Source organism: Acidovorax radicis (genome assembly GCF_020510705.1).
GTDB lineage: Bacteria > Pseudomonadota > Gammaproteobacteria > Burkholderiales > Burkholderiaceae_C > Acidovorax > Acidovorax radicis_A.
Genome location: NZ_CP075184.1, coordinates 1,533,879 through 1,547,938, shown reverse-complemented (window position 1 = coordinate 1,547,938; position 14,060 = coordinate 1,533,879). Strand labels below are relative to the sequence as shown.

Sequence of the window (14,060 nt, the reverse complement as noted above, 5' to 3'; positions counted from 1 at the left end):
AGCATCTAAAAAATAGAGGTTCGCAACGAAAAAAGGCCTCTATCCCGCGATCAGGGCGGGGGATTCAAGGAGCCTTGGCCCCGCCCCCAGACCTGAACTAAACCTGATGACCCGCCGCTTAACGGACGGGTCTGATCAGCGCATATTGGGACCACTCCCCACGCCGGTAGAGTACGTTGATCGATTTGTTCTTGTCGACCTTGCTCAATACGGCTTCAAACTCTTTGACGCCCGCTATCTGGGTATTGGCGACGGACAGGATGATATCGCCCTCACGCAAGCCGGCACGTGCGGCTGCTTCCGTGGCAGCCACCACCGCCACACCGCCCTTGAGCTTGAGCTCCTTCTTTTGTGCATCAGTGAGCTCCGTCACCGACAAACCAATTTGCTGAGCGGCAGCTGATGCTTTGGATTTTTCCTCACGTTCGCTCACCTTCGCAGCGGGCTTATTGTCGGGCTCGATCTCCGCAATCGTCACGCCCAAGTCACGCGAGGCGCCGCGACGGAACACCGTCAACACGCTCTTGCTCCCTGGCTTGGTATTTCCCACCAGGCGTGGCAGATCAGCCACCTTGTCGATCTGCTTGCCGTCAAACCGCGTGATGATGTCGCCCGCTTCCACTCCCGCTTTGTCTGCTGGCGAGCCGGTCTCGACCCCCGTCACCAAAGCGCCCTGCGCCTTGCCAAGCCCAATCGACTCTGCAACGTCCTTGGTAACCTGGCCGATCTGCACGCCGATACGGCCGCGGGTGACACGCCCCGACGCACGCAACTGGTCACTCACTCGGATCGCCTCATCCATGGGAATCGCAAACGAAATGCCCATAAACCCGCCGGAACGGGAATAGATCTGACTATTGATACCCACCACCTCACCGCGCATGTTGATGAGCGGCCCCCCTGAATTGCCAGGATTGATCGCCACATCGGTCTGGATAAAAGGCAGGTAATCCCCGGTGTCGCGTTGCTTCGCGCTCACGATACCCGCTGTCACCGTGTTCTCCAGCCCGAAGGGGGAGCCAATGGCCATGACCCATTCGCCCACACGCAACCGATTCAAGTCGCCCACCTTCACAGCCGGAAGACCCGTGGCGTCGATCTTGACCACGGCAACGTCCGTGCGTTTGTCAGCACCGATTATTTTTGCCTTGAACTCGCGCTTGTCGGTAAGCGTCACAATGACTTCGTCTGCACCCTCCACCACATGGGCATTGGTCATGACAAACCCATCTGCCGTCAGAATAAAGCCAGACCCCACGCCTCGTGGTTGCGACTCTTCTTCTTGTTGTGGGCGCTGGGGACGCTGCTGGCGAGGCATATTGGGGATGGGCACACCAAACCGACGAAAGAACTCAAGCATCTCTTCGTCCATGCCGTTGGCGTTGGCCCGGCTGGATGCTTTTTCGACCGTACGGATATTGACCACGGAGGGACCGACCTGGTCCACCAGATCCGTGAAATCAGGCAACCCGCGCGCTGCGGCTACCGGTTGCGCCCATGCTGCGTGAGGCAAAGCCGCGACGCCAGCGATCCCAGAAAACAGGCACCCCAGCGCCATTGTGCGCAACATCTTCCCATCAAACTTGGGCATCTTCGACCTTTCGTGAATTGCGGCGAACGCCATCTGTCAATTGAATGCAGCCCGGCACAAATCCCGTACAACTTGCATACGGGCGATGCGCCAAGAACTGACTTGCTGCCATTGAGAAGGGCCGGCGGCTATTGGTTCCCTGGAGGCTTTGCCCATGTGAGGGATAGCCACATCAAGCGATCCTGCACCCTGCATCACCGGACAGCGCATTAAGGGTACAAGTGATCAACGCATCTAGCGCGCACGCTCCAACTGGCCAACAAAAAGTCGCAGTGTTTGCAGGGGAACCTCACCCACCGCGGTGACCCAGACATCGGGCTGCACATGCTGCGCAAGCAGCTGCGTAGCACCCATGCCAGAAACCTGGGGCTTGGAAGGGTGGCGCTTGGCATCAAACGGTTCGACGAACAACGAAACCGAAGCCAATCCATCGGAATAAAGACACTGCAAGACGCTGGGGGCGTCCTCTGCATCCGAAACCGAACGCCGATGGCAGCTGACCGGCACAAACCCAGCGACTGGTTGGCGCAGCGTCCAACCCTCCGCATGGGCCGACGTTTTCACAACCACTGGCGCAACGATCTTGTAACCCACTGTCGCATCCATCATGCGAGAAAGTTGCTCTACCCGCACGGATGCGTTCAGATCAAGCTCTGAAAAGGCGGCCTGTTCAAGCACCCGGCCATCCGCCCCCAAAGTCTGAAGCTTCACGATCAACCCGGTTTCCCTCTCGCTCCACAAACGATAGCCAAATCGCAAGCTGTCCACAGGTTTGAACCACACCACGTCGGTGACAAACCCTGCAACCCTCTCCTGACCCAACAGGCGGGCGGTGTAGAACTGCGCGATGGAGGTACCACTGACCACGGGCACGCGCGGAAACAATCCAGCATCTTCACGGCGATCGGCCCGCACGATGCGTGCCTGGGGCAAAAACGTCCTTACTTCATCGTTGCGCCGAAAGATGGTTCGAGGCGTGCCACTCAGAGATTCGACGCGCTCCATCTGCTGCTGCCCATCACAGGCATGCCATATGCGAGAACTCGACATGGCGCCATTGGCCGCCAACACCACAAAAGTCCCGGCATACGGGCGCAGGCAGGGCGCGCTGTGCATGCGTTCGATCCACTGCGCCACATCGCGGACCACGTCCACCGAAACCAAGGCAGCATCAGCAGGGGGCATAGCAATGGCACCGACATTGGATGTGCCGGCATCCGCACTAAAGGACGGAGATAGCCATGCGCTGCAAACAACCGCAATCACAAACGCCTTGGCGCACCGATACCGCAAGAATTCCACCGTTTTTGCAGTGCCGGACATGTCCATCAGAGGATTCAACGCAGAGAATCTGAATCTGGGTTCAGGCACTTAACGGCCGGGCGTCTCGAACGTGGCATTACGCAGAAAACCCGCAGGCATCTGCAGTGCAGAAGTGCTGCCAAATTGTTTGTGAGCAGCCAGCAGTTCATCCAGACGAGGGTCCCGAATCATGACCTGCTGCCCATCCGCATCGGCAACGGCCACTACGGGGGCAGCCTGAGAACCCGCCCCGACGGGCGCAATGGCCATTTGAGAGCCCACAGCCCCCCCGTCCTGCAAGCTGGACAGAGAAGTCCAGCCAATGGCTGCCACCGCCGCCAACGAGGCAACACCTGCGACCATTTTCCAGCGAAAAACTGAAGCGTTGGCAGCCTCTTGCCGCACCGGCGCAACCACCTCTGTGTGAATAGGAATCTGGAGCTGCGTGGGCAAAGAACGCAATGGCTCTTGCGCAAGCTGGTCACGCAAACGCGACATGAAGGCAGGATTCGCTGGCCGCGCCAGATCGGACGAACGCAACACATCGCCCACCAGATGGTAAAGCTGCAACGTCGCATGGCCTTCGCCGTCGCCCGCTGAATAAGCCAGCGCAGCTTCGAAAGCGTCGCCTTGCAACTGACCATCCGCCAGTGCAGACAACATTTCCCGGTCATTCACATCATTTGTCATGGATTTACCTGCCGCCCCGTTGATACCTGTTTGAGCCTTCGTCATTGCATCGCCTCACCACCGTTTGCCAGATTGGTTCTCTAGCAAGGGACGCACTTTGGCCGAAATGGCTTCACGCGCCCGGAATATCCGAGACCGCACTGTGCCAATCGGGCAACCCATGGCCGCAGCGATCTCTTCGTAACTCAGCCCCTCGATCTCGCGCAAAGTCACCGCCTGGCGCAAATCCTCGGGTAATGCCTCCATGGCAGCATTCACCACCTGCGCAATCTCTTGGGCAGCGAGAACAGTCTCGGGCGTCTCGTCGGTGGTTAGTTCATGTCCGAGGCGGGAAGTTTCATCATCATCATCGCTACTTCGAAACGCGTTCTCTGAAATGACGGGGTTGCGCTTCATGTCCATCAGCGCCTTTTTGGCGGTATTGACGGCGATTCGATACAACCAGGTATAGAACTGCGCGTCACCGCGAAACTGATGAAGCGCCCTATAGGCTCGGATGAAGGTTTCCTGCGCGATATCCTGAACGAGATCGGTGTCACGCACCATACGCCCGATGAGCCGCTCAATGCGGCGCTGGTATTTGATGACCAGCAACTCAAAGGCACGCTGATCACCCGCTACCGTGCGCTCCACCAGTTGGAAGTCGCTGTCTTCGGAGGGGAGAGGCGGAATTACAGTCATGGATACTCGGGATTCACGTCACACGGCTGCTGGCCGGGGCGTTTTCATCAGCGTTGTCAGCGCCCGGTGTGGCGCGCGAATATACCGCACGGCGCAGGTCCAACCATCGTTCGGGCTGACTCGCGCGCTCCAGCCACACCCAGATACGACGGTGCCCCACACAGGACACACACAACCAGACGTGGGTTTGTAGGTCCAGAAAAACTTCCGGCGCTTCGGACAGCGCCCATGAAGTTCCGTCGGGCGTTGTTGTTTGCAAGGCCCATGCCTGCCCATCCCAGCACAGCATTCCCACCCACTGTTTGAGCCAGAAATGGAAAGCTGCCGCCGCAACAAGTACCCAAAGGCACGCCGTTGCCATCACACCCACCTCGAACGAATGTGCACCCTGCCAGGCCCAGGCGCCCCCGACACCCGCACCTGCGAGCAAAATCAGCGCGAGCGCTATCCCCAGCGCGGCACTTCGCCGCAGGGGATAGCGCACTGCGGGAGCTCGCCGCGCCAGCCGGTTCATGGCATAGCGAAAGCAAATGAGCGCCGGCGCGAAGAGAATCGCAAGGTCATCTCACACCGAAGAATCCAAACGCCAACCCCCAAAGAGCATTGACGGCTGAAACCCACGCGCATCGCGTGCCAAGAATGGGTGGTAGTCAGCGGATTCAGACGCGCTTAAAAATCAGCGTCCCGTTGGTTCCGCCAAAGCCGAAGTTATTTTTGACCGCCACGTCGATCTTCATGTCGCGCGCTGTATTGGCGCAATAGTCCAGATCGCATTCTGGATCCTGATTGAAGAGATTGATCGTGGGCGGCGCCTTCTGCTCATACAGCGACAAAACCGTAAAGATACTTTCGATTCCGCCAGCGCCACCGAGCAAATGGCCGGTCATGGACTTGGTAGAACTGACCACGGCCTTATAAGCATGCTCGCCCAAAGCTGCCTTGATCGCATTGGTTTCGTTCAGATCGCCCAGCGGTGTGGAGGTGCCATGCGCGTTCAGATAATCTATCTGGTCGGCATTGATCCCCGCATTGCGCATTGCGCTGAGCATGGCGCGGCGGGGGCCGTCCATGCTCGGGGCGGTCATATGGCCGGCGTCCGCACTCATGCCAAAACCACTGAGTTCGGCATAAATCTTTGCACCGCGGGCCTTGGCATGCTCGTACTCTTCCAGCACCATCACACCAGCACCTTCACCCAGCACAAAGCCATCACGGTCCTTGTCCCAGGGGCGCGAAGCAGTCTGAGGGTCATCGTTACGGGTAGACAAAGCTCGCATGGCGGCGAATCCGCCAATTCCGAGCGGGGAGACAGTGGCTTCCGTGCCACCAGCCACCACCACATCGGCATCGCCGTATTCAATCATGCGGCCAGCTTCACCGATGCAATGAAGACCCGTTGTACAGGCCGTCACCACCGCAAGATTGGGGCCCTTGAAGCCGAAACGCATGGACACATGACCCGCCACCATGTTGATGATGGACGCTGGTACAAAAAACGGAGTAATCCGCCTCGGCCCGCGATTGGTCAGCTCTGCATGCGTGTTTTCGATCAGCGGAAGGCCGCCAATACCAGAGCCAATCACGCACGCGATGCGTGTCGCAAACTCTTCGCTGAGGGCTTCACCCGTTGGCAGACCGGCATCCTGCACGGCCTGGGCCGCAGCTGCAATGCCGAAATGGATGAAAGAGTCCATCGCGCGCGCGTCTTTGGCGCTGATGTACGACTCCAGGTCAAACCCTTTGACCTCCCCTGCAATCTTGCAGGCGAAATTCGACGTATCGAATTTGGTGATGAGGTCAATGCCGGATTTTCCGGCAAGGATATTGGCCCAGGAATCGGCCACCGTGTTACCCACGGGGCTGACGCAACCCAGGCCGGTCACGACAACGCGACGACGGCTCATGCGTAAAAACCTTCTACTAATCGCTTGAGTCAGGCGCAGTGCGCTGCTCAGGCCTTCTGGTGGGTGTTGGCGTAGTCAATGGCGTTTTGCACCGTTGTGATCTTCTCGGCGTCTTCGTCCGGGATCTCGATGCCGAACTCGTCTTCCAGAGCCATCACCAGTTCCACCGTGTCGAGCGAGTCGGCACCGAGGTCTGCCACAAAGGCTTTTTCATTGGTGACTTGGGACTCTTCTACACCGAGTTGCTCGGCAATGATTTTTTTGACGCGTGCTTCGATATCGCTCATGGTTTCCCTCTGGGGGTTGTGAATGAATCCGCGATTCTAGCTGCTTAAGGAGTACCCCCTCACCAGCCCGCCGTCCGGATGAACCGACGTTATCTTCCATCAATTACATGTACATGCCGCCATTGACGTGCAATTCTTGCCCCGTCACGTAACCAGCCTCACGCGAAGCCAGGTAAGCAACGGCGTGCGCGATGTCCGCCGGCTTGCCAAGATGACCCAAAGCAATCTGTGACTGCAGGGCTTTTTGTTGTTCTTCGGGCAGGCTTGCCGTCATATCTGTCTCGATAAAACCCGGCGCCACGCAATTGACCGTGATGCTGCGGCTACCCAGCTCCCGGGCCAACGCACGGGTCATGCCCGCCACACCGGCCTTGGCCGCGGCATAGTTGGCCTGGCCAGGATTGCCGGACGCACCCACCACGCTGGTGATGCTGATGATGCGGCCGAACCGCTGCTTCATCATGGGACGAATTGCAGCACGGCTTACGCGAAACACAGCCTTGAGATTGGTGTCGAGCACGGCGTCCCAGTCATCGTCTTTCATACGCATGGCCAACTGGTCGCGCGTGATGCCAGCGTTGTTCACCAACACATGCAGCCCGCCCTGTTGCTTGACGATGGCATCTATCAAGGCCTCAATGGCCGCGCCGTCGTTCACATTCAGGTTTGCGCCGCGGCAACCAGGGTAGGCAGCCAACGCCTTGCTGATGCGCCCCGCGCCGTCGTCCGTGGTGGCTGTGCCTACCACCTGATATCCACGTACCGCCAGCTCCAACGCAATGGCAGCGCCAATTCCGCGCGATGCGCCCGTGACCAGCGCAACCTGTGCCGTCGATGAAGAGGGTGTAGAAGAAGATTGGGTCATGCCAGCAGTTCCCGGGTTTCGGCCAATGTGGCCGTGTCAAACAGCGCGATCCCCGTGAGATCCGGGTCGATGCGCTTGGTCAGGCCCGCCAGCACCTTGCCGGGACCGCTCTCCACAATATGGGTTACACCACGCGCCTTGAGCGCGCGCACGCATTCCACCCAGCGCACGGGGCCAAAGGCCTGCCGATAAAGGGCATCGCGAATAGCATCGGCATCCTGCTGCACGGCCACATCCACGTTGTTGAGCACCGGGATTTGCGGGGCCGCAAAAACGACATCCGCCAACGCCAGTTGCAACTTTTGCGCTGCAGGTTTCATCAGGCTGGAATGAAATGGCGCCGACACGGGAAGGAGCAAAGCGCGCTTGGCACCTGCCGCCTTGAGCAGTTCACACGCTTTATCAACGCCCGCTTTGGTGCCAGCAATAACGGTTTGCGCGGGATCGTTGAAATTGACCGCCTCGACCACTTCGTGGGAGCCGGCACCAAACGTCGCCAGCGCTTGGGCACACCCGGCAACAACCCTGTCTGCCTCCATGCCCAGGACAGCGGCCATGGCGCCGGTTCCGACCGGCACAGCCTCTTGCATAGCCGCTGCACGCAGCCGCACCAGCGGAGCCGCCTGAGCCAGCGTCAACACACCAGCGGCCACCAGCGCCGAATATTCACCCAAAGAATGACCGGCGACTGCGACGGGCGCTGCACCGCCTTCGGCGCGCCAGACGCGCCAAGCCGCCACACCCGCCACCAGCATCACCGGCTGCGTGTTGGTGGTCAGTGCAAGCGCCTCTTTAGGGCCTTCCTTGATCAGGCGCCCCACATCCTCACCCAGAGCCTGCGATGCCTCCTGCAGCGTCTGCATGACCGCCGGATGATCACCCCACCCATCTAGCATGCCCACCGACTGCGAGCCTTGCCCCGGAAAGACAAATGCGAAAGACTTCATGAAAAATCCGAAAAATATGAATGAAATCAGCCTCTAGCGCTTATCTAAGAAGCACCGTCAGCTATAACTTCAGGAGCACAGCACCCCAGGTGAAACCGCCGCCAACACCTTCGAGCATCACGGTTTCGCCTTTTTTGACCTGACCAATGCGCACCGCATGGTCCAGCGCCAAAGGAATGGATGCGGCCGACGTGTTGCCGTGCTCACCCACGGTGACCACCACTTTGTCCATCGACATCTTTAGCTTGCGGGCCGTGCTCTGCATGATGCGGATATTGGCCTGGTGCGGGATCAGCCAGTCGAGATCAGCCTCGGTGAGCCCAGCCTTCGCCAAAGCGGCATGGGCTGCTTTTTCAAGCACCCCGACGGCCAGCTTGAACACCGCTTGCCCGTCCATTTTGAGCAACGGATCACCCAAGACCTGACCGCCCGCCACCGTACCGGGGACACACAGAATGTCGACGTGTTTGCCATCTGCATGCAGGTCGCTCGACAAAATACCGGGCGTGTCCGACGCTTCCAATACCACCGCACCCGCACCGTCACCAAACAGCACGCAGGTGGTGCGGTCATTGAAATCGAGAATGCGACTGAATACTTCGGCACCAACCACCAGCGCCCGGTTGACGGCCCCGCTTTGAATCATGGCATCGGCCACAGTCAGCGCATAGACAAAACCACTGCACACGGCTTGCACATCAAAAGCCGCACAACCATTGGCGCCGAGCTTGTTTTGCAAGATACAGGCGACGGACGGAAACACCATGTCTGGCGTGGACGTAGCCACGATGATCAGATCAATGTCCGTTGGCTCGAGCCCGGCGGCCTGCAAGGCGTTGCGGGAGGCCTCAAGCCCAAGATCACTGCTGTTCACATCCGGTGCGGCAAAGTGGCGAGCCCGGATACCGGTGCGTTCCACAATCCACTCATCGGAGGTTTCGATGCCTCGCTGGGCCAGTTCGGCCACCAGATCGGCGTTGGTCAGCCGGCGCGGGGGCAGATAGCTGCCGGTGCCGGTAATGCGGGAGTAACGTCTCATCAATGTGTCGTCGCCGCAGCACCAGGCCGAGGTTGGGCATCCGCAGGCACCAGAAGAGGCGCAGCGTGCGCAATCCGGGTCCGGACACGGTCGAGCAAGTTGTTGCGGGCTGCATCATACGCCCGGTTCAACGCCTGCTCGAAGGACATCGCGTCGGCCGATCCATGGCTCTTAAAGACCAGCCCGCGCAGACCCAGAAGCGCCGCCCCGTTGTAGCGGCGGTAGTCCATTCTGCGCATCAGCGCTTTTAGCACCGGATAGGCAACAATAGCCGCCATTTTAGTGAAGATATGGCGGGAAAACTCAGCTTTCAGCCCCCCAATGATCATCGTCGCCACGCCCTCGCTGGCCTTGAGCGCCACATTGCCCACAAAGCCGTCGCACACAACGATATCCACGGTGCCCTTGAAAATGTCATTGCCTTCGACATTTCCATAAAAATTGAGATCACCATTTTTGGCGGCAGAACGCAATAGTTCACCCGCTTTTTTGATAGTTTCGCTGCCTTTTATGGCCTCTTCGCCAATATTGAGCAACCCCACGGTGGGTTCGCCTCCGTTTTTCAGGACGGACACGAGGGCAGAGCCCATCACCGCAAACTGCAGCAAATGCTCTGCCGAGCAATCTACATTGGCCCCAAGGTCAAGCACCGTGGTGGCGCCGCCCTGGGCGTTGGGCAATTGTGTGGCGATGGCCGGACGGTCAATGCCATCCAGCGTCTTGAGAATGTAGCGGGCAATGGCCATCAAAGCGCCGGTATTGCCCGCAGAAACGGCCGCCAATGCGGTGCCATCCTTGACCTGCTGAATAGCAACACGCATCGAAGAATCCTTCTTCTTGCGCAGGGCCACCTCCACTGGATCGTCCATCGCAACCACCTCGGAAGCAGGCACAACAGTGCTGCGGTCGTGCGAAAACGACTGCAAGACGTCCGGCAGCCCAACCAACAGCAGGTGGGCATCAGGGTGATGATCGAGAAACTGGCGGCACGCCGCCAGCGTGACGCGGGGGCCATGGTCGCCCCCCATGCAGTCAACAGCCAGTGTGATCATGGGCGACTTGTCCGGTCGGCAAAACGCGCCGGAAGAAAAAAGCAACGGTCAAAACAAAGGCCCGCGCTACGATTTCTGTAGCAACGGGCCTTTGGAAGGGTTGAAGGTCAGGCTTCAGACTTGTTCTTCAGCACCTGGCGCCCACGGTAAAAACCGTTGGGGCTGATGTGGTGACGCAGGTGCGTTTCACCGGTGGTGGGTTCCACTGCAATACCCGGCACATTCAGGGCATTGTGCGAACGGTGCATACCGCGCTTGGAAGGGGACTTTTTGTTTTGCTGAACGGCCATGATGGCTCCTGGTCTTCAATAGGTTGGTAAAAACGCGATCAGCCCAAAGAGACACGAGGGGATTCGCGCGAAGCCCTCGATTATAGCGCAAGTGCGTTTGGCAAAGGCTAATGCCCTTTACTGTCCTTGCGCAAACCGGCGAGCGCGGCAAATGGATTGGGTTTCTCGGCATTGGCTTCCTCAAAATCGTCATCCGACGACGCCAGGGGCACCGCAGCGGGGCACTCATCGTGTTTGGGTACCACGGGCAGGGCCATCAGCAGCTCGTCTTCAATGAGTTCGTGGAGATCGAAGTCGCGGCTGAACGCCAGCAGGTCTTCGTCACACTCATCGTCCAGCGCCTCTGCGGTGGCCTCATCGGCCACAAAGCGGAACTCGCGCTCCACCTCCAGCGGCACATCCACGGGCGTCAGACACCGCTGGCATTCCATGGGAAAACTGGCCCGCACCTTGATCCGCAACCACACCTGCCCTGCGCCACCCAGGGGCGTGCGCACCTCACCAAGAGCCTCCCAGTCCACCAGCAGATCGGGGTGCAGGCCCTTGGCCTCTTGGGCCAGACGTTCGTATTTCAAAAGCGAGTCGTGGCCTGACAGCCGACCGCCCGCCTGCGCAAAGGCTTTCACGTCGAGGCGCTGGGGGGAAAATTCCTTGGTCATGGCGGCAGTGTAAGAGAATCGGCGCATGCATCAATCCCCCCCCCAGCAACGCCCCCTGGTATTGGGCTCAACCTCGCGTTACCGGCGCGAACTGCTCCAACGGCTGAACCTGTCTTTCGACGTAGCAGCCCCCGAAGTGGACGAAACCCCGGAGCCCGGCGAAACACCACGCGCACTGGCATTGCGGCTGGCCCTGGCCAAGGCACATGCGGTGGCAACGCAGCACCCCATGGCCATCGTCATTGGCTCAGACCAGGTGGCAGATTTGGACGGCGAGCCGCTGGGCAAGCCAGGCAACCATGAGCGTGCGGTGCAGCAACTGCGCCGCATGCGTGGCCACACCGTGGTGTTTCAGACCGCCGTGGCCGTGGTGTGCATCGCCACCGGCTTCGAGCAGGTGGACCTCGCACCCGTGGAGGTGAAATTCCGGGACCTGTCCGATGCAGAAATCGAGCGCTACCTGCGCGCGGAAGAGCCCTATGACTGCGCTGGCAGCGCGAAAAGCGAAGGACTGGGGATCGCGCTGCTGGATGCCATCCACAGCGACGACCACACGGCCTTGGTAGGCCTGCCGCTGATCCACACCTGTCGCATGCTGCGCGCCGCCGGCCTTGTTTTGCCATGACTGCCTCGACCGAAATGACGACCGCGACGACTGCTGCGCACCCCGGCACCCTGTACCTGGTGCCTGCTCCCCTCGATTTTGGCTGCGACACCGAAGCGCCACTACAGGACGCCCTGCCCGCCAACACGCTGCAGATTGCATCGCGCCTGACCCACTGGGTGTGCGAAAACGCCAAGAGTACCCGTGCCTATCTCAAACGCATCGACGCCATCCACCCCCTGGCAGCGCCCCTGCAGCAGCAACAGATCACCGAGCTGCCGCGTGAGGTGCATAAAAAAGGGGACCACGGCGGCGACAAAGGCTCCGTGTCTTTCGATGCCCGCCCCCTGCTCGCGGCGGCTCTTGGCGGGCACTCCATGGGACTCGTGAGCGAAGCAGGTATGCCTGCAGTCGCGGACCCGGGCTCGTCCGTGGTGCGTGCCGCACACGACCTGGGCATTCCCGTCGTGCCGCTGGTGGGCCCGGTGTCGCTGCTGCTGGCGCTGGCAGCCAGCGGGCTCAATGGTCAAAATTTCGCTTTTGTGGGCTATCTGCCCCAAGACGGGCAAGAACGGGGCCAACGCATCAAGGAGCTGGAAGCACTCGCTTTGAAGACGGGCCAGACCCAGCTTTTCATCGAAACGCCCTACCGTAACCAGGCCCTGTGGCAGGCACTGCTACAGGCACTGCAGCCCCACACCCGCCTCGCGCTCGCCAGTGGCCTCACACTGCCCAGTGCACGCATTCACAGCCAGCTGGTGCGGCAATGGCGCCAACAACCCGCCCCACCCGACAACCGGACACCGGTTGTATTTGCATTGGGCCGCTGAGGCGGAAAGACGCAATCGCTATATTATTAATAGCAATAAAAGCATATGGAATAAGCGCAAGCACTGCTTTTATCCAAACATTGCGCAACACCAGCATGGATGGCAAAAAGACGGTGGAATCATCCACCCGCACCGCCCACCCGCACAAAAAAGCCCCGACAGGATGGACATCCTGTCGGGGCTTTGTAGTCTGGTGATGTGCACGCCCTTGCAGCAACGAAGACGTTGCGGGCGTTCACAACCTACCTAAATCATCGCAACTTCATCGCAATTGAGGGCCCGACAAGGCCAGCGATTTCATCGCCCCGATCCCCATCGCGGCGCCAAACCGTTTGGCCAGGCGCTCGGCCACGTTATCGCGGCGGGTGTAGTCGATGATGTCCTCGGCCTTGACCACTTCGCGCGCCACGTAATCGAGGCTCCCCAATTTGTCGGCCAGACCCATTTCCACAGCCTGCTGGCCGGTCCAGAACAGGCCACTGAAAGTGTCGGGCGTGGCCTTGAGGCGGTCGCCCCGCCCGGCCTTCACCACCCCGATGAACTGCTGGTGGATCTGGTCCAGCATGGTTTGCGCATAAGCGCGCTGCTTTTCAGTCTGTGGGCTGAAGGGATCGAGGAAGCCTTTGTTCTCACCCGCAGTCAGCAAACGGCGCTCGACGCCCAGCTTCTCCATCGTGCCGGTGAAGCCAAAGCCGTCCATCAGCACGCCAATGCTGCCCACAATGCTGGCCTTGTCCACATAGATATCATCAGCCGCAGCGGCGATGTAATAAGCCGCCGAGGCGCAGGTTTCCTCCACCACTGCGTAGATCGGCTTGTGGTGTTTGGCCTTCAGGCGCACGATCTCGTCATTGATGATGCCCGCCTGCACAGGGCTGCCGCCCGGCGAGTTAATGAGCAGCACCAAGGCTTGGGAGCCCTCGTCTTCCAGCGCACTGCGCATGGCCGCCACAACAAATTCCGCGCTGGCCTCCGCCCCGGAGGCGATCTCGCCCTTGATGTCGACCACTGCCGTGTGTGGCCCGGTCTTGCTGGCACTGGGAGATGCCTGGCGCAGGGCGGCAAACGCCACGCCCGCAATCAGTACCAGCCAAGCCAGCCGGAAGAAGATCTTCCAGCGCCGGGCGCTGCGTTGTTCGTTGAGGGTAGAGAAGGCCAGCTTTTCCAGCGTGGCGCGTTCCCAGCCGGGTTCACGCGATGAGTCACTCACAGATGCTCCTGAATTAGTAGCTGTTGGCGCCCACAGATCGGGCGCAGGGCGGGTATTTTTGTCAAAGCCCGGTGCATCGGGCCGTTGGGGATCGGTCATGTGGTGCGTT

General features: G+C 59.8%; 16 protein-coding genes. 2 read left to right on the top strand and 14 right to left on the bottom strand.

Annotated features, from left to right (window positions below):
• Positions 1–118: 118 nt before the first annotated feature.
• The 13 genes from KI609_RS07050 to KI609_RS06990 form a co-directional block, all read right to left on the bottom strand.
• Positions 119–1,591 carry a DegQ family serine endoprotease gene (locus tag KI609_RS07050; RefSeq protein ID WP_226448508.1) on the bottom strand — a complete coding sequence of 491 codons (1,473 nt, stop codon included), beginning with the start codon at positions 1,589–1,591 and terminating at the stop codon, positions 119–121.
• A 234-nt stretch (positions 1,592–1,825) separates the two neighbouring features.
• The gene (locus KI609_RS07045; protein WP_226448507.1) at positions 1,826–2,776 is read right to left on the bottom strand and encodes a MucB/RseB C-terminal domain-containing protein; all 951 of its coding nucleotides are present in this window, start codon (positions 2,774–2,776) and stop codon (positions 1,826–1,828) included.
• Positions 2,777–2,962: 186 nt separating this feature from the next.
• Entirely contained in the window at positions 2,963–3,583 is a 621-nt protein-coding gene (locus tag KI609_RS07040; RefSeq protein ID WP_226448506.1) for a sigma-E factor negative regulatory protein, read from the bottom strand.
• Between the two features lie 54 nt (positions 3,584–3,637).
• The gene (rpoE, locus tag KI609_RS07035; RefSeq protein WP_226448505.1) at positions 3,638–4,264 is read right to left on the bottom strand and encodes an RNA polymerase sigma factor RpoE; all 627 of its coding nucleotides are present in this window, start codon (positions 4,262–4,264) and stop codon (positions 3,638–3,640) included.
• A gap of 13 nt (positions 4,265–4,277) precedes the next feature.
• Entirely contained in the window at positions 4,278–4,778 is a 501-nt protein-coding gene (locus tag KI609_RS07030) for a hypothetical protein (RefSeq protein WP_226448504.1), read from the bottom strand.
• Positions 4,779–4,923: 145 nt separating this feature from the next.
• The gene (gene fabF / locus KI609_RS07025; RefSeq protein WP_226448503.1) at positions 4,924–6,168 is read right to left on the bottom strand and encodes a beta-ketoacyl-ACP synthase II; all 1,245 of its coding nucleotides are present in this window, start codon (positions 6,166–6,168) and stop codon (positions 4,924–4,926) included.
• A gap of 47 nt (positions 6,169–6,215) precedes the next feature.
• The gene (acpP, locus tag KI609_RS07020) at positions 6,216–6,455 is read right to left on the bottom strand and encodes an acyl carrier protein (protein ID WP_003058049.1); all 240 of its coding nucleotides are present in this window, start codon (positions 6,453–6,455) and stop codon (positions 6,216–6,218) included.
• 103 nt (positions 6,456–6,558) lie between these two features.
• A complete protein-coding gene (fabG, locus tag KI609_RS07015; protein ID WP_226448502.1) occupies positions 6,559–7,320 on the bottom strand; it encodes a 3-oxoacyl-ACP reductase FabG in 762 nt (253 codons plus the stop codon).
• On the bottom strand, positions 7,317–8,267 hold the full coding sequence (gene fabD / locus KI609_RS07010; protein ID WP_226448501.1) for an ACP S-malonyltransferase: 951 nt from the start codon (positions 8,265–8,267) through the stop codon (positions 7,317–7,319). The genes fabG and fabD overlap by 4 nt, the downstream gene beginning before the upstream one ends.
• A 61-nt stretch (positions 8,268–8,328) precedes the next feature.
• Entirely contained in the window at positions 8,329–9,306 is a 978-nt protein-coding gene (locus KI609_RS07005; protein ID WP_226448500.1) for a beta-ketoacyl-ACP synthase III, read from the bottom strand.
• The gene (gene plsX, locus KI609_RS07000; protein ID WP_226448499.1) at positions 9,306–10,358 is read right to left on the bottom strand and encodes a phosphate acyltransferase PlsX; all 1,053 of its coding nucleotides are present in this window, start codon (positions 10,356–10,358) and stop codon (positions 9,306–9,308) included. The genes KI609_RS07005 and plsX overlap by 1 nt, the downstream gene beginning before the upstream one ends.
• Before the next feature lie 107 nt (positions 10,359–10,465).
• The gene (gene rpmF / locus KI609_RS06995) at positions 10,466–10,648 is read right to left on the bottom strand and encodes a 50S ribosomal protein L32 (protein WP_005794249.1); all 183 of its coding nucleotides are present in this window, start codon (positions 10,646–10,648) and stop codon (positions 10,466–10,468) included.
• Between the two features lie 107 nt (positions 10,649–10,755).
• The gene (locus tag KI609_RS06990) at positions 10,756–11,307 is read right to left on the bottom strand and encodes a YceD family protein (protein ID WP_226448496.1); all 552 of its coding nucleotides are present in this window, start codon (positions 11,305–11,307) and stop codon (positions 10,756–10,758) included.
• A gap of 25 nt (positions 11,308–11,332) precedes the next feature.
• On the opposite strand from KI609_RS06990, the gene KI609_RS06985 reads away from it, so the two are divergent.
• The gene (locus tag KI609_RS06985) at positions 11,333–11,932 is read left to right on the top strand and encodes a Maf family nucleotide pyrophosphatase (protein ID WP_226448494.1); all 600 of its coding nucleotides are present in this window, start codon (positions 11,333–11,335) and stop codon (positions 11,930–11,932) included.
• Positions 11,929–12,741 carry an SAM-dependent methyltransferase gene (locus KI609_RS06980; protein WP_226448492.1) on the top strand — a complete coding sequence of 271 codons (813 nt, stop codon included), beginning with the start codon at positions 11,929–11,931 and terminating at the stop codon, positions 12,739–12,741. Before KI609_RS06985 ends, KI609_RS06980 begins: the two co-directional genes overlap by 4 nt.
• A 262-nt stretch (positions 12,742–13,003) precedes the next feature.
• Here KI609_RS06980 and KI609_RS06975 read toward each other — a convergent pair whose 3' ends face one another.
• Positions 13,004–14,050: a S49 family peptidase gene (locus KI609_RS06975; protein WP_226448490.1), complete on the bottom strand. Its 1,047-nt coding sequence runs from the start codon at positions 14,048–14,050 to the stop codon at positions 13,004–13,006.
• Positions 14,051–14,060 lie beyond the last annotated feature (10 nt).